The following is an 18,871-nucleotide window of genomic DNA, read 5'->3' as shown; positions in this document are numbered from 1 at the left end:
GTGCACTCCGCGGTTCTGCTGATCGAGTTCGGTTCGATCCTCCTCGGCCTCGGCCTGCTCGGCCGGATGGCCGGCCGGCTGGGCTTCTCCCCCATTCCCCTCTATCTGCTCGCCGGACTGGCCTTCGGCGAGGGCGGTCTGCTGCCCCTCGGCGCGAGTGAGGAGTTCGTCGCCATCGGCGCCGAGATCGGCGTCATCCTGCTGCTGCTCATGCTCGGCCTGGAGTACACGGCCAGCGACCTCGTCACCAACCTCAAGGCCCACTACCCGGCGGGCCTGGTCGACTGCGCGCTCAACGCGCTGCCGGGCGCGGCCGTCGCGCTGCTCCTCGGCTGGGGCCCAGTGGCCGCCGTGGTCCTGGCTGGCGTCACCTGGATCTCGTCCTCCGGTGTCATCGCGAAGGTGCTGGGCGAACTGGGCCGGATCGGCAACCGCGAGACGCCCGTGATCCTCAGCGTGCTGGTCCTGGAGGACCTCGCGATGGCCGTGTACCTGCCCATCATCACCGCGCTGCTTGCGGGGGTCAGCCTGGCGGCGGGCAGCGTGACGCTGGCGATCGCCCTGGGCGTGGCGGGCCTCGTCCTCTTCGCGGCGGTCCGCTACGGCCGGGTCATCTCGCGGTTCGTCTCCAGCGACGACCCGGAGAAGCTGCTGCTGGTGGTCCTCGGGCTGACCATCCTGGTCGCGGGCATCGCCCAGCAGCTCCAGGTGTCGGCGGCGGTGGGCGCGTTCCTGGTCGGCATCGCGCTGTCGGGGGAGGTCGCGGAGGGCGCGCACACGCTGCTGAGCCCCTTGCGTGACCTGTTCGCCGCGGTGTTCTTCGTCTTCTTCGGTCTGCACACCGACCCGGCGAGCATCCCGCCGGTCCTGCTGCCCGCCCTCGGCCTGGCCTTCGTCACCGCCCTCACCAAGATCGCCACCGGCTACTGGGCGGCCCGGCGCGCCGGGATCTCCCTCAAGGGCCGTTGGCGCACGGGTGGGGCGCTGGTGGCGCGCGGCGAGTTCTCGATCGTGATCGCGGGCCTGGCGGTGACGGCCGGCATCGAACCGTCCCTGGGCCCCCTGGCCACCGCGTACGTCCTGATCCTGGTCATCATCGGCCCCCTCACGGCCCGTTACACCGAGCCGATCGCGATGCGCTGGATGCGCCACCGCTCCAAGAAGTCGTCCGCACCGGTACGACGCGAGGAGGACGCCCGGACCGAGGCACCGGTGACGGAGGCGCCGGTAGGGGACTGAGACGCCCCCACACCGCGCAGGCCGGGCGGGGTCCCCACTACCGGGAGAACCGCTTCACACCCCGTCCGGCCGCCACCCCTGCCGGCGCAGCACCGCCGCCACGTCCGGAGCCTCGTAGTGCTCCCCCTTCAGCACCTTGCCGTCCGCCCGTCGCATCACCTGGCCGTCGGGGCCCAGCTTGGTCATGTTGGAACGGTGGATCTCGGCGATCACCGCGTCCAGGTCGATGCCGTGCACCAGGGCCGTGCCGTACGCCACATAGACGACGTCGGCCAGTTCGTGCGCCAGCTTGTCGAGGGGGCCCGTCACCGACACCTCGGCGACCTCCGCGGCCTCCTCGGCCAGCAACTCGCCCCGGTGGCCCGCCAGCTTCGGCGACACCTCCGTCGGAACGCTGCGGGCGTCGAGACCGAAGGCGAGGTGGAACGCACGGACCAGGTCGGCGGGCGAGGAACTCATACCGGGAACACTAGCCGCCCCCACTGACAGCCTCCTGTGATTCCCGCCCTGGTCAGCAGCCGTACGGACTGGCAGGATCGCGCGCATGTCCAGAGCGCTCCCCCGTGTCGGCACCCGCCGTGCCCTGCAGAGCACGGCAGCCGGTGCCGTCGCCCTCGGCCTGCTGCTGTGGTGGCTGCTGCCGCTGGGCGAGGAGCCGCCGAAGGGCTCGATCACGTTCAGCACCGGCACCCCGCGCGGTGTCTACCAGGAGTACGGCACCCTGCTGCGCACCGAGTTGTCCCGGGACATGCCGAACCTCAAGGTGCGGCTGCTGACCAGTGACGGCTCCCAGGAGAACGTCGCGCGCGTGGCGACCGGCGAGGCCGACTTCACCATCGCGGCGGCCGACGCGGTGGAGACGTACGAGCTGAACAAGGGGCCGGGCGCGGACCGGCTGCGCGGCGTCGCGCGGCTGTACGACGACTACGTGCACCTGGTCGTCCCCCGCGACTCGGACGTCCGGTCGGTCGAGGATCTGCGCGGCAGGCGGGTCGCCATAGGGCTGCCCCACTCGGGCGTGCGGCTGATCGCGACCCGGGTCCTGAAGGCGGCGGGCATCGACGCGCGGGAGGACATCACGCCGCTGTCCGACGGGATAGACACCGGCCCCGCACGGCTCAGGCGGGGCGAGATCGAGGCGTTCTTCTGGTCCGGCGGGCTGCCCACGGACGGGCTGCTCCAGTTGGCCAAGAAGTTCAAGTTCCGCTTCGTGCCGATCGACGCGGACTTCGTCTCCGCATTGCACCGGCAGGGCCCGGCGACCCACCACTACCGCGCGACCAACCTGCCCGAGTCGGCCTACGGGACTCGCGGTGGCGGCACCGTGCCGACGATGGCGGTGTCGAACGTGCTGATCACCCGCAAGGACATGGATCCCGAGCTCACCGAGTGGATGACCCGCACGGTGATCAAGAGCCGTGACGAGATCGGGGCGCACGTCCACTCCGCCCAGCTGGTCGATCTGCGCACCGCCATCTACACCGACCCGCTTCCCCTGCACGACGGCGCCCGGCGCTACTACCGGTCCGTCAAGCCGTAGGGCTGTTGCGGGGCACGGTCAGCGTGACCTTCAGCCCGTGCGGCGCGTGGTGCTCGTAGGCGATCGAGCCGTCGGCCGCCGCGAGCAGCGCGCGCGTGATGGACAGCCCGAGCCCCGAACCCTTCACGTTCTGGTGCCGTCCGCTGCGCCAGAAGCGGTCACCGACACGGGTCAGCTCCTCGTCGGTCAGGCCGGGACCCCGGTCGGCGACCACGACGGTGGAGGTGCCGCCGTTGGAGGCGACGGTGACCTGCACGCACTCGCCCTCGGGCGTGAACTTCACCGCGTTGTCGATCACCGCGTCCAGCGCGCTGGACAGGGTCACCGGGTCGGCCCAGGCCGTCGTCGCCGGGCAGTCCGCCACCAGCCGTACGCCCTTGGCCTCGGCGGTCGGCGACCAGGCGGCGACCCGCTCGGCGGCCAGCGCGCCCACGTCGGTGAGCCGGAGGTCGGCCCCCGCGTGTTCGGCGAGCGCCAGGTCGAGCAGGTCGTCCAGCACCCGGGCCAGGCGCTTGCCCTCGGCCTGGACCGAGGCGATCTCCTCGTTGCCCTCGGGCAGTTCGAGGGCGAGCAGCTCGATGCGCAGCAGCAGCGCGGCGAGCGGGTTGCGCAACTGGTGCGAGGCGTCGGCGACGAAGGCGCGCTGCTGCTCCAGCACGTCCTCGACGTTGTCCACCATCTCGTTGAACGACCGGGCCAGGCGCCGCAGTTCCGGCGGTCCGCTGGCCACCGCGACCCGGGACTTGAGTCGTCCGGTGGCGATCTCGTGCGTGGTGGCGTCCAGGACGCGGACGGGCCGCAGCACCCAGCCGGTCAGGCGCAGCGCGGCGCCGACGGCGAGCAGCATGGCGGCCGTCTCCCCCGCGGCGATCACCCACCAGCCGTACATGATCTTCGAACGCATCTGGTCCGTGGGCGAGTCGGTGACCACGGCCGCGACGACGTCGCCGTCCCGGATGACCGGCGAGGCCACGACGAGGCGCCCGTCCTGCCAGGGCCACACCTGCTTCGGGTCGTCGCTGCGGCGGCTCAGCAGGGCCTCGTCGACGGCTGCGCGCACCTCGCCCTCCCGGGGGAGGAACCACTCCGCCGGCGCATGAGCCATCGGGGTGTCGTCGGCGTAGAAGACGCCGACGCGGATGCCGTAGACCTCGTAGTAGCTGTCGAGTTCGCGGCTGAGCGTCTCCAGGCGCTCGTCCGGCTCGGTGCGGCGGGATCCGGTGGGCGAGGCGGTGACGAACTGGGCGAGGGCCGCGAAGAACGCCGTGTCGTCGATCCGGTCGACGACCACCTTCTGCTGCTGGGCGGCGGCCACGCTGACGGCCAGCGGGACGCCGAGCGCCAGCAGTACGGCCGCCATCAGGACGATGAGCAGCGGCAGCAGACGTGTGTGCACCCGGCCCCGCTAGGTGGCCGGGGCGACGAGCCGGTAGCCGACGCCGCGCACGGTCTCGATCAGGGCGGGCATGCGCAGCTTGGCGCGCAGGGACGCGACATGCACCTCCAGGGTGCGTCCGGTCCCCTCCCAGCTGGTGCGCCACACCTCACTGATGATCTGCTCCCGCCGGAACACCACCCCGGGCCGCTGCGCGAGCAGGGCGAGCAGGTCGAACTCCTTGCGGGTCAGCTGGACGGCCGATCCGTCCACCGTGACCTGCCGGGTGTGCAGTTCGATGCGTACGGCGCCCAGGAGCAGCGCGCTCTCCCCGCCGGACGCGGGGTCCTCGTGGACGGTGCGCCGGCTGACGGCGTGGATCCGGGCGAGCAGTTCTCCCGTGTCGTACGGCTTCACGACGTAGTCGTCGGCGCCGAGGTTGAGGCCGTGTATGCGGGAGCGGACGTCGGAACGCGCGGTGACCATGATCACCGGGGTGCTGGTGCGCTTGCGTATCTTGCTGCACACCTCGTAGCCGTCCTGGTCCGGCAGGCCGAGGTCGAGCAGGACGACACCGAAGCCCGCGCCCTCCGGGACCAGCGCCTGGAGAGCCTCCTCGCCGCTGCGCGCGTGCGTGACGTCGAACCCGTGCCGCGCGAGAACCGCGGACAGGGCGGCGGCGACGTGGTTGTCGTCCTCGACGAGGAGCAGTCTCATCCCGGCCTCCTTCGGTTCATCGGCGGTACGGACTCGGCGGGTACACAGGTCGCTGGGCACAAAAAGGTGTGCACGCGCGCGCGTGCACCAAGGCAGTCACGCTGATGGAAGAGGACGGCGTCAAGAGGGTTCCGGTTGCGCGGGCCTTCCGTTATCCGGCCGATACGCGCTCGGGCCTCCGTACTACCACCCGTGTCCAGCTGCTACCGGATCGTGATACTCAAATTCGCCTCAGATGTAATGACGCAGGTCGCAAAGGGTAGCTACTGTCCTCCGAAACCGAGGAGGACGGAGCCCGAGAGCGATGACCGAAGTATCGGTGGCCAAGGAAGATGTGGCCGCGACCGGCGAACTGGTCGTCCTGAAGAGCGTCAACAAGCACTTCGGCGCGTTGCACGTACTCCAGGACATCGATCTGACGATCGCACGCGGCGAGGTCGTCGTGGTCATCGGACCCTCCGGGTCCGGAAAGTCCACCTTGTGCCGCACCATCAACCGGCTGGAGACGATCGACTCCGGCTCGATCGCCATCGACGGCAAGCCGCTGCCCGCGGAGGGCAAGTCGCTGGCGCGGCTGCGCGCCGATGTCGGCATGGTGTTCCAGTCGTTCAACCTCTTCGCGCACAAGACCGTGCTCGAGAACGTGATGCTGGGCCAGATCAAGGTCCGCAGGACCGACAAGCAGCAGGCCGAGGCCAAGGCCCGGGCCCTGCTCGACCGGGTCGGCGTGGCCTCGCAGGCGGACAAGTACCCCGCACAGCTCTCCGGTGGCCAGCAGCAGCGCGTCGCGATCGCGCGGGCGCTGGCCATGGACCCGAAGGTGATGCTCTTCGACGAGCCGACCTCGGCCCTCGACCCGGAGATGATCAACGAGGTGCTGGAGGTCATGCAGCAGCTCGCCCGCGACGGCATGACCATGATCGTCGTGACGCACGAGATGGGCTTCGCCCGATCCGCGGCGAACCGCGTGGTGTTCATGGCGGACGGCCGCATCGTCGAAGAGGCGGTGCCGGACCAGTTCTTCAGCAACCCGCGCAGTGACCGCGCCAAGGACTTCCTGTCGAAGATCCTCCACCACTGACCGTCACTCGTCGCACCTTCGCACTCTCGCACCTTCGCGACGAGCCGCGTTTCCAGCACCGGACGGCCCTCCACTTCACCACGCAAAGGATGTTCACATGAAGCTCCGCAAGGCCACCGCCGCGGCGACCACCGCACTTGTCCTGTCCCTGACCGCCACCGCGTGCGGCGGTGGCGGCGACGACGGCGACTCGGGCTCGGGTGACGGCAAGAAGATCACGATCGGCATCAAGTTCGACCAGCCGGGCATCGGCCAGAAGACCGCGGACGGCGACTACACCGGCTTCGACGTCGATGTCGCCACCTACGTCGCCAAGGAGCTCGGCTACACCGAGGACCAGATCGAGTGGAAGGAGGCGAAGAGCGCCGACCGCGAGACGATGCTGGAGCGCGGTGACGTCGACTTCATCGCCGCCTCGTACTCCATCACGGACGAGCGGGACCAGAAGGTCGACTTCGCCGGCCCCTACCTCCTCGCGCACCAGGACCTGCTGGTCCGGGCCGACGACAGCTCGATCACGAAGCCTGAGGACCTCAACAACAAGAACCTCTGCTCGGTGGCGGGTTCGACGTCGGCGCAGAACGTCAAGGACACCATCGCGCCGAAGGCCAACCTGCAGACCTACGGCGGCTACTCGGAGTGCCTGACCGGCCTGGAGAACAAGGCCGTCGACGCGCTGACGACCGATGACTCCATCCTCGCCGGCTACGCGTCGCAGGAGCAGTTCAAGGGCAAGTTCAAGCTCGCCGGCCTGAAGCTGAGCAACGAGAACTACGGCATCGGCGTCCAGGAAGGCAGCGACCTCAAGGCCAAGATCAACGCCGCCCTGGAGAAGATGGTCTCCGACAAGTCGTGGGACAAGGCCGTGGAGGCCAACTTCGGCCCCGCGAACTACAAGAACGAGCCCGCGCCGAAGATCGGCAACATCGTCAAGTAAAGCAGGGGCGCATCGGCACGCCGTCCGCGAGGGCGGCGTGCCGCGTCCTCGCCCAACGCGGAAGCGCGGGAGACAGTGTTCGACTTTCTTGCAGACTACGACAACCCCAGCCTGCTGGGAGCCTTCTGGGTGACGGTGCAGCTCACCGCCTACTCCGCCGTCGGCTCGCTGATCTGGGGAACCCTGCTCGCCGGCATGCGTGTCAGCCCCGTGCCCTTGATGCGCGGCTTCGGCACCGCCTACGTGAACGTGGTGCGGAACATCCCGCTGACGATCATCATTCTCTTCACGTCACTGGGCCTCTTCCAGACCCTGGGTGTCAAGCTCGGTGCCGAGGACTTCACGGTCATCAACTTCCGGCTCGCCGTGCTCGGCCTGATCGTCTACACCTCCGCCTTCGTATGTGAGGCGCTGCGCTCCGGCATCAACACGGTGCCCGTCGGCCAGGCCGAGGCCGCCCGAGCCATCGGGCTGAACTTCCGGCAGGTCCTCACCCTGATCGTGCTCCCGCAGGCGTTCCGCTCCGTGGTCGGTCCGCTGACCAACGTACTGATCGCGTTGACCAAGAACACGACGGTCGCCGCCGCGATCGGCGTGGCCGAGGCGGCGTTCCTGATGAGGGAGATGATCGAGAACGAGGCCCAGGTCATGCTCATCGGTGGCATCTTCGCGTTCGGGTTCGTCTGCCTCACCCTCCCGACCGGTCTGATCCTCGGCTGGGTGGGCAAGAAGGTTGCGGTGAAGCGATGACTTCCGTCCTGTACGACGTTCCGGGCCCCCGGGCCAGGCGGCGCAACGTCTTCCTCTCGGTCGCGTTCATCGCCGTCTTCGCCGCCGTGCTCTGGTGGGTGTACCAGAAGCTCGACGAGAAGAACCAGCTCGACTGGGTCAAGTGGGAGCCGTTCTTCACCGACTCCCGTGCGTGGACCACGTACATCCTCCCCGGTCTGCAGAACACCCTGATCGCGGCCGCCCTCGCCATGGTCATCGCGCTGCCGCTGGGCGCGTTCTTCGGCATATCGCGGCTCTCCGACCATCGGTGGGTCCGGTGGCCCTCGGGTGCGGTGGTGGAGCTCTTCCGGGCCATTCCGGTCCTGATCCTGATGCTCTTCGCCAACGCGGCGTACTCGGAGTTCACGGACATCAGCTCGGAAGACCGCCCGCTCTACGCGGTGGTCACCGGCCTCGTGCTCTACAACGCGTCGGTGCTCGCGGAGATCGTACGGGCGGGCATCCTGTCGCTGCCGAAGGGGCAGTCCGAGGCCGCGATGGCTGTCGGGCTCCGCAAGGGCCAGACGATGCGGTACGTCCTGCTGCCGCAGTCGGTCACCGCGATGCTCCCGGCCATCGTCAGCCAGCTGGTCGTGATCGTGAAGGACACCGCGCTCGGCGGCGCGCTCCTGAACTTCCCCGACCTCATGGCGGCGGTCCGCCCGATGAGCGCCTTCTACGGCGCCAACACCATCGCCAGCTTCACGATCGTCGCGATCATCTTCATCCTGATCAACTTCGCGCTCACCTCGTTCGCCGGCTGGCTGGAAGCCCGGCTGAGGCGCAGCAAGAAGAGCACGGGCGTCGTGGTCGGCGCGGAGATGATGGAGGACCTCGAAACCGTGGGTCACGCGCCTCCGGAGGCCGGCAGCGACCTCAAGAAATAGGTTCGACCGCGGGTTTCAGCACGAGGGGTGGCGCATGTGATGCGCCACCCCTCGTGCATGGTCGCGCGGGGGACGACGCTCGACGGCCCATGATGACTTCTTGGTCCCTGTGGGGGACGACTCCTGTGATGACTCCTGCCTGGCGACGGCTTGTCCGGGCACACGGGTGAACGACCGTAGGGCAACAGCGTGATCACCAAGGCCTACGTCACTTGACGCAAGCACCGGCAATGGGTTGCATACGTTCTGTGATCGTGCACCCTGCTCCAACCTCCTGTTCACACACGTCTCCGAAGGCACCGCTGCGGACAGGGAGCGCCGCGTGGATCCGGTGATCATCGTCGGAGCGGGGCCCGTCGGGCTCACGCTCGCCCTGGCGCTGGCACGCCAGGAAGTGCCCTCCGTCGTCCTCGACGAGGGCCCCGGCAAGGACGAACCACGGCTCGCCCGCACCCTCGTCCTGCGCGAGGACACCGCCGCGCTCATGGAACGACTGACCGGCGTGCCGCTCGACGAGGTCGGGACCCGTTGGGCCGGATGGCGGTCGATGCGGCGCAAGCAGGTGGTTCGTGAGGTCACTTTCGAGGACCCCGGCCACGCCGGTGCCTCCGGCGGCGTCATCGGCGCGGGCCCCCGTCCGAACGCCACCGAGCCCGACCGCTTCCGCCCGGCAGACCCGGCACGCCAACTCGGCTCGGACTACGCCGTGACCACCGGCGCCGCTCCCGAGCAGCCGCCCCTGCACCTCGCCCAGCACGTCCTCACCGACGCCCTGCGCGCGGCCGTCGAGCACGAGCCCCTCACCAGGATCGCCGTGGACAGCAGGCTCGACACCGTCGAGCAGGAGGCCTCCGGCGTCACCGCACACACCCGCGGCCCCAACGGCACCTGGTGGCGCGGCAGTTATCTGGTCGGCTGCGACGGCCCTCGCTCGACCGTGCGCAAGCTCCAGGACATCCGCTTCCCCGGCCGTACGGCGGTGGAGCGATACGCCGTCGCCGCACTGCGCACGGAACTCCCCTGGCCCGGCCAGGCGTTGCTCCATCGCACACCTCCGTGGCGGACGTCGGGTCCCTCGGCCGGCGAGATCACCGCCCGCCCGCTCCCCGACAGTGTCTGGCGCATCGACTGGCTGCTGCCCCCCGGCAAGGACCTGGTCACGCCCGAGCTGCTGGTGACCCGCATCCGGGAGACCCTCGCCGGCTGGAAGGGCGGCTCCACCCCGCCGTACGAACTGCTGGACACCGGCGTCCACACCGTCCACCACCGCCTCGCCCGCCGGTGGCGCGTCGGCCGGGTCTTCCTCGCCGGAGACGCCGCCCACCTGCTCGGCGCGCTCGGCACCCAGGGACTGGAGGAGGGGCTCAAGGACGCCGACAACCTCGCCTGGAAACTGGCCCTGTCCTGGCACCACGGACCTCGCGAAGCGCTTCTCGACAGCTACCAGGCCGAGCGCCGCGCCATCGTCGCCGCCCGGTTGCGCGCCGCCGACCAGGTACTGCCCCTGCTCCGCGGCGGCGGTGCCCTGCGCGCCTACGTCCCCGGCACGAGCCGCGGCCACGACGCGTTGCTCACCGACGGCCACCTGGGGCGCGGTCCGCTGGGCCAGACGGCCACCTACGCCGACTCGCCCCTCTCGCCCCCGCCCATCGAGGCGGAGGTCCCCGTCGAGACGCCCCCGGGGGCGCCGGTGACGGATGTGCGGGTCACGGCGGAGGATGGTTCCTTCGTACGACTGCGCGACCGGCTCGGACGCGGTGCGCTGCTCGTCGTGCTGATCGCCCCGGGCACCGGCGTCTGGGAGCGCAAGCACTGGGTGACCGCCGGGATCATGCCCCGGCTCGCGGCCGCCGTCATGGCGCTGCCGCACCCGGCCGAGCTGCTGGTCGCCGAGCGCTACCCGGGCGCCTCCGCCCACACCGTCCTCCTGATCCGTCCCGACGGACATCTGGTCACCGCCCTGAACGGCGTTCGACCGGCCGACCTGTACGCGGCCGCCGAGGCGGCGCTGGGCGGCCCGGCCCAGGCGACGGCGGAAGCCACCGCGGGATCGCGCTGACGTCACTCCTCCCGGGCACCGCACCCGCCACGTCCTCTCCGCCGCCCGCCCCCCTGTCCACAGGGTGGCGGAGAGTTGACCGGTCCGGACCGGCGTGGTGTACTCCGGATCGTGACCGACACCTGTGTGCGCCTGTGGCGGAGGGTCCATATGGACCTCGTCCGCTATGCGGGCTGCGTGTGTCGCCCCTCCTGCTGACCTCGCCTCTCTCCGCGCGCCGCTGACTCCTCGCCGCGCGCTCACGCGAACGCTCATCAGGACGGTGCACGTTGTCTGTCTCTCCTTCCGCTTCCGCATCCGTTTCCGCCGCGGAGTCCGTCGCCGTGTCCGGCTCCACCGCAATGGCCTCCGCCGCGGGATCCGTCGGCGCGCCGACGCAGGCCGAGCTTCTCGACTTCGTCCGCCGCACGGCCGCGGACGACGCGCTGATCGACTCGCTTCCGCTCGACCCGCAAGGCCGTACCTGGGTGCGGCTGGAGGGGCCCGGCGGCAGCGAAGCCTGGCTCATCGGCTGGCCGCCCGGCACCGGCACCGGCTGGCACGACCACGCCGACTCGGTCGGCGCCTTCCTCACCGCCCGCGGCGCACTCGAGGAGAACTCCCTCGCCGCCCGGCTCCCCACCGACGGCTGGAAGACCCTCGAACTCACCGAGGACGTCGACCGGTCGCGCCACCTGCCGGCGGGCCGGGGCCGCTCCTTCGGTCACCACCACGTCCACGAGGTGCTCAACGAGTCCTCCGACCGGCACGCCGTCTCCGTGCACGCCTACTACCCGCCGCTGCCACGCATCCGCCGGTACAGCCGGTCCGGGAACGTGCTGCGGCTGGAACAGGTGGAACGGCCGGAGGACTGGCAGTGAGATCCCGGCCGGTGCGTCGGAGCACCGCTGGACGCGCGGGTCACGCAAGGGCGTTGAGGAGGAACGATGAGCGGCGAGCGTGAAGTGCCGGTCGGCATCGACGGGTTGCTGGAGCGGGTGCGCGAGGGGTACGTACGGATCGAAGCGCGGGAGGCCTACGAGGCCGCCCGGGCCGGCGAGGCCCTCCTCGTGGACATCCGGTACGAGGCCCTCCGCGAACGCGACGGCCTGATCCCCGGTGCCCTGGTGGTCGAGCGCAACGAACTGGAGTGGCGCCTCGACCCGCTCGGCAGCCATCGCGTTCCCGAGGCAACCGGCCATGACCTGCGTGTCGTGGTCGTCTGCAACGAGGGGTACGCGTCCAGCCTCGCGGCGGAGTCCTTGCACCGCCTGGGGTTGAAGCGGGCGACCGACCTGACGGGGGGCTTCCAGGCCTGGCGCAGTGCGGGGCTCCCCGTGACGGCACACCCATGACCAGCACACCCGTGACCGCCCTCCGTGACAGCGCTTCCGTGACGCGCGGCTCGGAACCGGCGGGCCACGGGGCAACAGGCGACGGGCGACGGGCGCAACACCTGGGAATCCGGCGCGCCTAGAACCCGTCCTCGCCCAAGGACTCCGTGTCCTCGCCCTCTTCCTCCAACGCCCGTCTGACCACCCGCAAGGCCATCCCCTCGGGATACCCCTTCCGCGCGAGCATCCCCGCCAGCCGCCGGAGCCGTTTGTCGCGGTCCAGGCCACGGGTGGAGCGCAGCTTGCGGGCGACCAGCTCGCGCGCGGTGGCCTCCTCCTGCTCGGTGTCGAGCTGGGCGACGGCCTCCTCGATCAGCGTGGAGTCGACCCCCTTGGTCCGCAGCTCCTGCGCCAAGGCCCGCCGGGCCAGCCCTCGGCCGTGATGCCGGGACTCCACCCAGGCGTCGGCGAAGGCACTGTCGTTGATCAGCCCGACCTCCTCGAACCGCGACAGCACCTCCTCGGCCACGTCGTCCGGGATCTCCCGCTTGCGCAGGGCGTCCGCCAGTTGCTTGCGGGTTCGCGGGGTCCCGGTGAGCAGGCGCAGGCAGATAGCCCGTGCCCGCTCAGCGGGGTCCCCTGAGGACTCCTCCTGCTCGGCCCTCGACGAGGAGGAGGTGCCCCCGTCCTCTGCGGACGACTCCGCGAAGCCCCGTCGACGACGCCCGCGCCCCCGCCGTGCGCCGGCCTCGCCGCGTCCCCCGCGGTCGCCACGAGAGCGACCGCCACCGCTCGCACCCCCAGCGGCGCGCGAGCCGCCGTCCTGCCCGTCCTCACCGTGCCCGGCCCCGGCAAAGCCCCCCTCGTCCGCGCTTCCCGGATCCGGCTCCCTCGGGACGCCGGGATCGGGGTATGCGTACTCGGCCCAGTCGGTTCGCCGTGTCACGGATCAGCTCTTGGCAGCCGCGGCCTTGGTCTTGGCGGTCTTCGCCGCCGCCGGGGCAGGCACCGCCTTGGCCGGGTCGTCCGCGGGGGCGGAGGCGGCGGCGTCCGTGCCCGGCTCGACCGCCGGCTGTTCCGGCCGAACACCCACGCCCAGCTTCTCCTTGATCTTCTTCTCGATCTCGTTGGCCAGGTCGGGGTTGTCCTTCAGGAAGTTGCGCGCGTTCTCCTTGCCCTGGCCGAGCTGGTCGCCCTCGTAGGTGTACCAGGCGCCGGCCTTGCGGACGAAGCCGTGCTCCACGCCCATGTCGATCAGACCGCCCTCGCGGCTGATGCCCTGGCCGTAGAGGATGTCGAACTCGGCCTGCTTGAAGGGCGGGGCGACCTTGTTCTTGACGACCTTGACGCGGGTGCGGTTGCCGACCGCGTCCGTGCCGTCCTTCAGGGTCTCGATGCGACGGATGTCGAGTCGCACCGAGGCATAGAACTTCAGCGCGCGGCCACCGGTCGTGGTCTCCGGGGAGCCGAACATCACGCCGATCTTCTCGCGGAGCTGGTTGATGAAGATCGCGGTGGTCTTGGACTGGTTGAGCGCGCTGGTGATCTTCCGCAGGGCCTGGCTCATCAGGCGGGCCTGCAGTCCCACGTGGCTGTCGCCCATCTCGCCCTCGATCTCCGCGCGCGGGACGAGCGCGGCGACGGAGTCGATGACGATGAGGTCGAGGGCGCCGGAGCGGACCAGCATGTCCACGATCTCCAGGGCCTGCTCGCCGTTGTCGGGCTGGGACAGGATGAGGTTGTCGATGTCGACGCCGAGCTTCTGTGCGTACTCGGGGTCGAGGGCGTGCTCCGCGTCCACGAAGGCGACCTGTCCGCCGGCCTTCTGGGCGTTCGCCACCGCGTGCAGGGTCAGGGTCGTCTTACCCGAGGACTCCGGGCCGTAGATCTCTACCACTCGGCCGCGCGGCAGGCCGCCCACACCGAGGGCCACGTCGAGCGCGGTCGACCCGGTCGAGATGACCTCGATGGGCTCCTTCGTCCGATCGCCCATGCGCATGACCGCGCCTTTGCCGAATTGCCGTTCAATCTGTGCGAGCGCGGCGTCGAGAGCCTTCTCGCGGTCGGTTCCTGCCATGGGTTCCACCCGGTTTGCTTGAGTCGATCGCTTCACGTCAAAGACGCTAACGCCTGCCACTGACAATGCGCCCCGACGCCGGTCCGGCCTGTGGATAACTCGGGCACTTCTGTGTCAAATCCCTGGGGAAATCCCCGCCGAGAGCCTCACCGGAGCCTCCATGAGAATGGATGTTCGATTTTGGTGTCAAGCTCACCACGCGGCACCTCCGAGACTACGACCGCGCACCGACACCGGGCTCGGTTTCCACCCCACCGCCCCGAAACCCACCCCGCTCCCCCGGGGTGCGACGACCTCCCCGGCCGTACGAGAAGGGCACTCAGGTCACGAACGCCCGCCCGCCGAGCCGTCCCCCGACTCGCCCGAGCCGTCCGACTCACCGAGGTCCCGCGCGTCCCCGGACTCCGCCTCCCGCAGCCGCCCCCACACCTGCCGCGCACGCGTGATCAGCCCCGTTCCCGGGGCCTGCCTCCGGTGCCCGTGGACCCGAGGGTCGTCCGTCACGTCGTACCGCTTCACATACGCGCCGAGGAACGCCTGGAGCGTCGCGACCGCCGGGATGGCGATCAGCGCGCCGACGGCCCCGAGCAGGGCGGTCCCCGCGACGACCGACCCGAAGGCGACGGCCGGGTGGATGTCCACGGTCTTGGCGGTCAGCTTGGGCTGCAACACGTAGTTCTCGAACTGCTGGTAGATCACGACGAAGATCAGCACCCACAGCGCGTACCAGGGATCGACCGTGAACGCGATCAGCATGGGCAGGGCACCGGCGAGATACGTGCCGATGGTGGGGATGAACTGCGAGACCAGCCCCACCCAGACGGCCAGCACGGGCGCGTACGGCACGCCCAGGATCTCCAGCAATATGTAGTGCGCCACCCCGGAGATGAGCGCCATCAGACCGCGGGAGTACAGATAGCCGCCGGTCTTGTCGACCGCGATCTCCCACGCGCGCAGCACCTCGGCCTGCCGGGCGGGCGGCAGCACCGAGCACAGCGCGCGGCGCAGCCTCGGGCCGTCGGCGGCGAAGTAGAACGCGAACAGGGTGATCGTCAGCAGCTGGAACAGGCCCCCGAGGACCTGCGCGGACACGTCGAGGACGCCGGTCGCGCTGTTCTGCACGTAGTTGCGCAGCCAGTCGGAGCGGAGCACGCCCTCCTGGATGTCCACGCGCCGAAGTTCGGTCTTGAAGTGGGCGTTGATCCAGTTGATGACGGAGTCGAGGTAGCCGGGGAAGCCCTCGACCATCGTGATGATCTGCCCCGCGAGCATCGAGCCGAGCAGCGTGACGAACCCCGCCGACGCGATCATCACGGCGAGGAAGACCAGGCCGGTGCCCAGCCCCCGACGCATTCCCCGCGAGGCCATCCAGCTCACTGCGGGCTCGATCGCGAGGGCGAGGAAGAACGCGATCAGGATGTTGATCAGCAGGCCGATGAGCTGGTGGAAGGCCCAACTGCCCAACTGGAAGACGGCGACCAGGGTGAGCGCAAGCACCATGGCGCGCGGCAGCCAACGCGGCATGCGCCCGTCGGCCGTGACGCGACCGCCGGCCGGGGGCCGGGGCGGCGGCGTCGTGCCGGTGGGGGATGCGTGCGGTGCTGCTGCCTGCCCTGTCTCGTCTGCCACGATGCAAGTCTCGCCCACGTCACCGACAATCGGGTGACGTCCTGCGATCTTCCTGTCCGGTCAGCGCCTTTCCTGCGGCACGTTCATGACCGCGCAGACCACACGCCACACGTCCTTGGCCTCCCAGCCGGCGTCGAGCGCCTGGTGCACGGTGCGTTCACCGAGCTCCGACATCACGTGATCGCGCGCGAAGGTGTCGGCGTACCCCGTGCCGAAGTGCTCCGCCATCCGCTCCCAGAAGACCGTCAACCTCATGACATCAGTATCCCGCCCCTGAGAGTGGGCCCGAGCCGGGAGCACGTGCCGAGACCGCTTTCCGTCCTACGGTCTGAGCCATGGCCGAAACAGGAGCTTCATCACTCCCCCCGACGCCCCCGGCGCACTCCCCGCTGTTCCGCGCCGAGCAGTTCGTCTGGCTCACCGCGCGCGTGCTGGAGCAGCGCCTCTTCGCGTACCACTTCCTCCACGGCGGCGCCGACCCGGTGGAGACGGCGCTGGACGCGTACCGCAACCAGGACGGCGGATACGGCCACGCCTTGGAGCCCGATCTGCGTGGTCCGGTCAGCCAGCCGCTGCACACCGCGCACGCCCTGCACGTGCTGGACGCCATCGGGCGCTGCGGCGGCCAGCGCGTGGAGCGGGTGTGCCGCTATCTGACCGCCGTCTCCACGCCGGACGGTGCTCTGCCCGCGGTCCTTCCCAGTCAGCTCGGCTATCCGACGGCCCCCTTCGTGCCCGTCGTCGACGATCCGCCCAGCGAACTCCTCGCCACCGGGCCGGTGGTGGGTCTCCTGCACCGCAACGAGGTATGGCACGCCTGGCTGTTCAGGGCGACCGACTTCTGCTGGCAGGCGGTCGAGTCGCTGGAGCGGTCCCATCCCTACGAGATCCAGGCGGCGGTGACCTTCCTCGAAGCCGCACCCGACCGCCCGCGCGCGGAGGCGGCCGCCGCCCGTCTGGGCCGCCTGGTGCGCGAGCACCGCCTCGTCGCCCTTGACCCCGTTGCTCGGGACGCCCAGCCCGTCGCTCCCGGGTACGCCCCGGGCGAGCACCACTTCCCGCACGACTACGCCAGGACGCCGCACTCCCTCGCGCGCGGGTGGTTCACCGACGACGAGATGGAACGTTCCTTGGACTTCCTCGCGGGCGAACAGGAGGAGGACGGCGGCTGGCCGATCCGCTGGCGCCGGTGGGCTCCCGCCCCCGCGCTGGAGGCCCGCCCGCTGGTGACGATCCAGGCCCTGCGGACCCTCAGGTCCTACGCCCGCGCCATCGGCTGACCCCACGTGACCGGTTCGCTCCGCGACAAGGGCCGACTCCGCGCCGTCGGCCGACCCCGCACCTCAGCCGCTGATCGCCCGTACCCCCGCCGTCACCACCACGGCCGCCGCGACGACCAGCAGGAAGGGAGCGCGCAGGAGCAGTGCCACGGCGGCCGCGGCGACACCCGCGGCCCGGGCGTCCAGCACCAGGACCCGCCCGTCGGCGAACGTCTGCTGGGCCGTGAGCGCGGCGAGCAGGGCGACGGGGAGCAGGGCGGCGAGGCGCTTGACGAGAGGTCGCTCCAGTACGCCGGCCGGCACCAGCAGCCCGGCGAGCTTCACGGCATAACAGCTGACGGCGGTGACACCGATCGCGATCCAGACGTTCAACGGCTCTCCTCCGATCCGGCGCGGCGCCCACGCGCCCACAGCACCGCCGGTGCCGCGAGCGCGGCCACCAGCACCGGCAGCCCCGCGGGCAGCACCGGCAGCAGCCCCAGCCCCAGAAGAACCGCGAGCCCGGCGACCGCCCGCTCGGTGCCGCTCGTCAGCATCGGCGCCAGCAGCGCCAGGAAGACCGCCGGGCCGGCCGCGTCGAGCCCCCATGCGGCGGTGTCGCCGATGGCTTCCGCACCCAGCGCGCCGAGCAGCGTGGTCAGGTTCCACAGCACGTACAGGCTGAGCCCGGTCACCGTGAACCCGATCCGGACGCCGCGCCGCGTGGGCTGCGCCAGCGCGACCGCCGCCGTCTCGTCGATCACCCACTGCGCGGCGAACGGGCGCACCGCGCGCGGGAGGGCCAGCAACTGCGACAGCCGCAGCCCGTAGAAGGCGTTGCGCACGCCCAGGAAGAAGGCGCCGGCCGCCGCGGTGAACGGATTGCCGCCTGCGGCGAGCGCCCCCACCAGTGCGAACTGGGAGGCGCCGGTGAACACCAGCAGACTGAGCGCACACGTCTGCCACAAGGTGAGCCCGCTGCCCGCCGAGGTCACCCCGAAGGCGAACCCCGACAGTCCTACGGCGACTCCGACGCCGAGGGCGTCCCGTACGACGGCGGCATCCGGCCGTCCGTCGGTTCGTATGTCTGCGAGTGCTGTCCGATCTGCCACGCCACGGACGGTAGGCGCACTCCCCGGCCCTCGTCTTGTACGTTCTTGCGCTCGCGCTGGTACGCCCCCGGCGGGACCCCCACGATCCGGCTGAAGTGACGATTCAGGTGCGGCTGATCGGTGAACCCCACCAGCGCCGCGGCCTCCGCGGGCGCCGTCCCGCCGTCCAGCAGCCGCCGCGCCCGCCGCACCCGGGCATCGGTCAGCCAGGTGTGGGGCGGCATCCCGTACGACTCCCGGAACGCGCGCAGCAACGCGAACGGACCGGTCCCGAGCTCCTCGGCGAGCCTCTCCAGACTCGGCGGCTCGGCCATCCGCACCTCCAGGACCTCCCGCGCGCGTGCCGCGACGCGCGCCCCCGCCGTCCGCACCTCGCGCCGCGGCAGCACCCCGCCGTTGAGCCGCAGCAGCCGCGTCACGGCGACCCGCAGGAGCGTGTCGGCGGCGAGGGCGTTCCCCTCGTCGGCGGCACGCAGCACCTGGTGCACCAGCCCTACCGCGTACGGATCCTCCAGCACCGGCCGCACGAAGCCCGGTGTCCCACGAATCAGCGTCGTCTCGGCGGCGATCTCCGCCACCAGGTCGGGCGAGGGGTAGACAGCCCCGTAACGCCACCCCTCGGGCACCCCGGCCCGCCCGGTGTGCGGCGTGTCGGGATTGACCAGCGCCAGCGCCCCGGCCGCCGCGTACTGATCGGCCCCGCCGTGGTGAAAGACCTCCACCCCGTCCGCGATGGCCGCGATCACGAAGTGCTCGTGGGTGTGCCGCACGAACGTCTTGCGCACGTAGCGCGCCCGGAGCAGGTCCACACCGGGCAGCTCCGGGTACCGCCAGTGCCGCGCACGCTCACCCGACCCCATGCCCTCATTCTGCGT

General features: G+C 70.7%; 21 protein-coding genes. 11 read left to right on the top strand and 10 right to left on the bottom strand.

What is annotated here, in order from left to right; all coding sequences use genetic code 11:
* Complete coding sequence (locus ACZ7LV_RS10600; RefSeq protein WP_471937874.1) at nt 1–1,239, top strand: cation:proton antiporter; 1,239 nt, start codon at nt 1–3, stop codon at nt 1,237–1,239.
* A 54-nt stretch (nt 1,240–1,293) separates the two neighbouring features.
* Here ACZ7LV_RS10600 and ACZ7LV_RS10595 read toward each other — a convergent pair whose 3' ends face one another.
* The gene (locus ACZ7LV_RS10595) at nt 1,294–1,698 is read right to left on the bottom strand and encodes a pyrophosphohydrolase domain-containing protein (protein WP_471937872.1); all 405 of its coding nucleotides are present in this window, start codon (nt 1,696–1,698) and stop codon (nt 1,294–1,296) included.
* Between the two features lie 85 nt (nt 1,699–1,783).
* Between ACZ7LV_RS10595 and ACZ7LV_RS10590 the strand changes: the two genes are divergently transcribed.
* Nucleotides 1,784–2,779, top strand: coding sequence for a TAXI family TRAP transporter solute-binding subunit (locus tag ACZ7LV_RS10590; protein ID WP_471937870.1), 996 nt, complete (start codon nt 1,784–1,786; stop codon nt 2,777–2,779).
* Here ACZ7LV_RS10590 and ACZ7LV_RS10585 read toward each other — a convergent pair.
* Nucleotides 2,769–4,175, bottom strand: a complete 1,407-nt coding sequence (locus ACZ7LV_RS10585; RefSeq protein WP_471937868.1) for a sensor histidine kinase — start codon at nt 4,173–4,175, stop codon at nt 2,769–2,771. The two genes, ACZ7LV_RS10590 and ACZ7LV_RS10585, sit on opposite strands and share 11 nt — an antisense overlap.
* Nucleotides 4,176–4,184: 9 nt before the next feature.
* On the bottom strand, nt 4,185–4,871 hold the full coding sequence (locus ACZ7LV_RS10580; RefSeq protein WP_471937866.1) for a response regulator transcription factor: 687 nt from the start codon (nt 4,869–4,871) through the stop codon (nt 4,185–4,187).
* Nucleotides 4,872–5,175: 304 nt separating this feature from the next.
* Here ACZ7LV_RS10580 and ACZ7LV_RS10575 point away from each other — a divergent pair, with 304 nt between their 5' ends.
* The 8 genes from ACZ7LV_RS10575 to ACZ7LV_RS10540 all read left to right on the top strand — a co-directional run bounded on the left by ACZ7LV_RS10575 (nt 5,176) and on the right by ACZ7LV_RS10540 (nt 11,940).
* Nucleotides 5,176–5,952, top strand: a complete 777-nt coding sequence (locus ACZ7LV_RS10575; RefSeq protein WP_471937864.1) for an amino acid ABC transporter ATP-binding protein — start codon at nt 5,176–5,178, stop codon at nt 5,950–5,952.
* A 97-nt stretch (nt 5,953–6,049) separates the two neighbouring features.
* The gene (locus ACZ7LV_RS10570) at nt 6,050–6,889 is read left to right on the top strand and encodes a glutamate ABC transporter substrate-binding protein (protein ID WP_471937862.1); all 840 of its coding nucleotides are present in this window, start codon (nt 6,050–6,052) and stop codon (nt 6,887–6,889) included.
* 75 nt (nt 6,890–6,964) lie between these two features.
* Nucleotides 6,965–7,639 carry an amino acid ABC transporter permease gene (locus tag ACZ7LV_RS10565; RefSeq protein ID WP_471937860.1) on the top strand — a complete coding sequence of 225 codons (675 nt, stop codon included), beginning with the start codon at nt 6,965–6,967 and terminating at the stop codon, nt 7,637–7,639.
* Nucleotides 7,636–8,547 carry an amino acid ABC transporter permease gene (locus ACZ7LV_RS10560; protein WP_471937858.1) on the top strand — a complete coding sequence of 304 codons (912 nt, stop codon included), beginning with the start codon at nt 7,636–7,638 and terminating at the stop codon, nt 8,545–8,547. Before ACZ7LV_RS10565 ends, ACZ7LV_RS10560 begins: the two co-directional genes overlap by 4 nt.
* 322 nt (nt 8,548–8,869) lie before the next feature.
* Nucleotides 8,870–10,606, top strand: a complete 1,737-nt coding sequence (locus tag ACZ7LV_RS10555; RefSeq protein WP_471937856.1) for an FAD-dependent monooxygenase — start codon at nt 8,870–8,872, stop codon at nt 10,604–10,606.
* 111 nt (nt 10,607–10,717) lie between these two features.
* A complete protein-coding gene (locus tag ACZ7LV_RS10550) occupies nt 10,718–10,804 on the top strand; it encodes a putative leader peptide (RefSeq protein ID WP_313960178.1) in 87 nt (28 codons plus the stop codon).
* A 143-nt stretch (nt 10,805–10,947) separates the two neighbouring features.
* On the top strand, nt 10,948–11,466 hold the full coding sequence (locus ACZ7LV_RS10545) for a cupin domain-containing protein (protein WP_471939167.1): 519 nt from the start codon (nt 10,948–10,950) through the stop codon (nt 11,464–11,466).
* A gap of 66 nt (nt 11,467–11,532) precedes the next feature.
* Nucleotides 11,533–11,940 (top strand): rhodanese-like domain-containing protein, encoded by a 408-nt coding sequence (locus tag ACZ7LV_RS10540; protein ID WP_471937854.1) that lies wholly within the window; start codon nt 11,533–11,535, stop codon nt 11,938–11,940.
* Nucleotides 11,941–12,058: 118 nt separating this feature from the next.
* On the opposite strand, the gene recX is transcribed toward ACZ7LV_RS10540, so the two are convergent.
* From recX to ACZ7LV_RS10520, 4 genes are all read right to left on the bottom strand, one after another.
* Entirely contained in the window at nt 12,059–12,865 is an 807-nt protein-coding gene (gene recX, locus ACZ7LV_RS10535; RefSeq protein ID WP_471937852.1) for a recombination regulator RecX, read from the bottom strand.
* Between the two features lie 3 nt (nt 12,866–12,868).
* Entirely contained in the window at nt 12,869–13,996 is a 1,128-nt protein-coding gene (gene recA, locus ACZ7LV_RS10530) for a recombinase RecA (RefSeq protein WP_471937850.1), read from the bottom strand.
* Between the two features lie 324 nt (nt 13,997–14,320).
* Nucleotides 14,321–15,520 carry an AI-2E family transporter gene (locus ACZ7LV_RS10525; RefSeq protein WP_471939165.1) on the bottom strand — a complete coding sequence of 400 codons (1,200 nt, stop codon included), beginning with the start codon at nt 15,518–15,520 and terminating at the stop codon, nt 14,321–14,323.
* 165 nt (nt 15,521–15,685) lie between these two features.
* Complete coding sequence (locus tag ACZ7LV_RS10520; protein WP_471937848.1) at nt 15,686–15,880, bottom strand: DUF3046 domain-containing protein; 195 nt, start codon at nt 15,878–15,880, stop codon at nt 15,686–15,688.
* A gap of 80 nt (nt 15,881–15,960) precedes the next feature.
* Between ACZ7LV_RS10520 and ACZ7LV_RS10515 the strand changes: the two genes are divergently transcribed.
* The gene (locus ACZ7LV_RS10515) at nt 15,961–16,905 is read left to right on the top strand and encodes a hypothetical protein (protein WP_471937846.1); all 945 of its coding nucleotides are present in this window, start codon (nt 15,961–15,963) and stop codon (nt 16,903–16,905) included.
* 63 nt (nt 16,906–16,968) lie between these two features.
* Here the strand turns inward: ACZ7LV_RS10515 and ACZ7LV_RS10510 are convergent, their stop codons facing one another.
* Genes ACZ7LV_RS10510 through ACZ7LV_RS10500 form a run of 3 tightly spaced genes read right to left on the bottom strand, consistent with a single transcriptional unit; the run spans nt 16,969 to nt 18,856 of the window.
* On the bottom strand, nt 16,969–17,277 hold the full coding sequence (locus ACZ7LV_RS10510) for an AzlD domain-containing protein (protein ID WP_471937844.1): 309 nt from the start codon (nt 17,275–17,277) through the stop codon (nt 16,969–16,971).
* Nucleotides 17,274–17,996: an AzlC family ABC transporter permease gene (locus ACZ7LV_RS10505; RefSeq protein WP_401678361.1), complete on the bottom strand. Its 723-nt coding sequence runs from the start codon at nt 17,994–17,996 to the stop codon at nt 17,274–17,276. Before ACZ7LV_RS10505 ends, ACZ7LV_RS10510 begins: the two co-directional genes overlap by 4 nt.
* A complete protein-coding gene (locus ACZ7LV_RS10500; protein ID WP_471939163.1) occupies nt 17,903–18,856 on the bottom strand; it encodes an AraC family transcriptional regulator in 954 nt (317 codons plus the stop codon). The genes ACZ7LV_RS10505 and ACZ7LV_RS10500 overlap by 94 nt, the downstream gene beginning before the upstream one ends.
* Between the last annotated feature and the right edge of the window lie 15 nt (nt 18,857–18,871).

The organism is Streptomyces sp. NPDC107562 (assembly GCF_055657325.1).
Note: the sequence above shows the minus strand (reverse complement) of the source record. Positions and strands in the feature narration are given on the sequence as shown.

Coding starts and splice junctions, on each gene's coding strand:
- ACZ7LV_RS10560 (WP_471937858.1), top strand. CDS start 7,636: ATGACTTCCGTCCTGTACGACGTTCCGGGCCCCCGGGCCAGGCGGCGC.
- ACZ7LV_RS10580 (WP_471937866.1), bottom strand. CDS start 4,871: ATGAGACTGCTCCTCGTCGAGGACGACAACCACGTCGCCGCCGCCCTG.
- ACZ7LV_RS10545 (WP_471939167.1), top strand. CDS start 10,948: ATGGCCTCCGCCGCGGGATCCGTCGGCGCGCCGACGCAGGCCGAGCTT.
- ACZ7LV_RS10520 (WP_471937848.1), bottom strand. CDS start 15,880: ATGAGGTTGACGGTCTTCTGGGAGCGGATGGCGGAGCACTTCGGCACG.
- ACZ7LV_RS10590 (WP_471937870.1), top strand. CDS start 1,784: ATGTCCAGAGCGCTCCCCCGTGTCGGCACCCGCCGTGCCCTGCAGAGC.
- ACZ7LV_RS10570 (WP_471937862.1), top strand. CDS start 6,050: ATGAAGCTCCGCAAGGCCACCGCCGCGGCGACCACCGCACTTGTCCTG.
- ACZ7LV_RS10595 (WP_471937872.1), bottom strand. CDS start 1,698: ATGAGTTCCTCGCCCGCCGACCTGGTCCGTGCGTTCCACCTCGCCTTC.
- ACZ7LV_RS10525 (WP_471939165.1), bottom strand. CDS start 15,520: ATGCCGCGTTGGCTGCCGCGCGCCATGGTGCTTGCGCTCACCCTGGTC.
- ACZ7LV_RS10540 (WP_471937854.1), top strand. CDS start 11,533: ATGAGCGGCGAGCGTGAAGTGCCGGTCGGCATCGACGGGTTGCTGGAG.
- ACZ7LV_RS10515 (WP_471937846.1), top strand. CDS start 15,961: ATGGCCGAAACAGGAGCTTCATCACTCCCCCCGACGCCCCCGGCGCAC.
- recA (WP_471937850.1), bottom strand. CDS start 13,996: ATGGCAGGAACCGACCGCGAGAAGGCTCTCGACGCCGCGCTCGCACAG.
- ACZ7LV_RS10575 (WP_471937864.1), top strand. CDS start 5,176: ATGACCGAAGTATCGGTGGCCAAGGAAGATGTGGCCGCGACCGGCGAA.
- ACZ7LV_RS10500 (WP_471939163.1), bottom strand. CDS start 18,856: ATGGGGTCGGGTGAGCGTGCGCGGCACTGGCGGTACCCGGAGCTGCCC.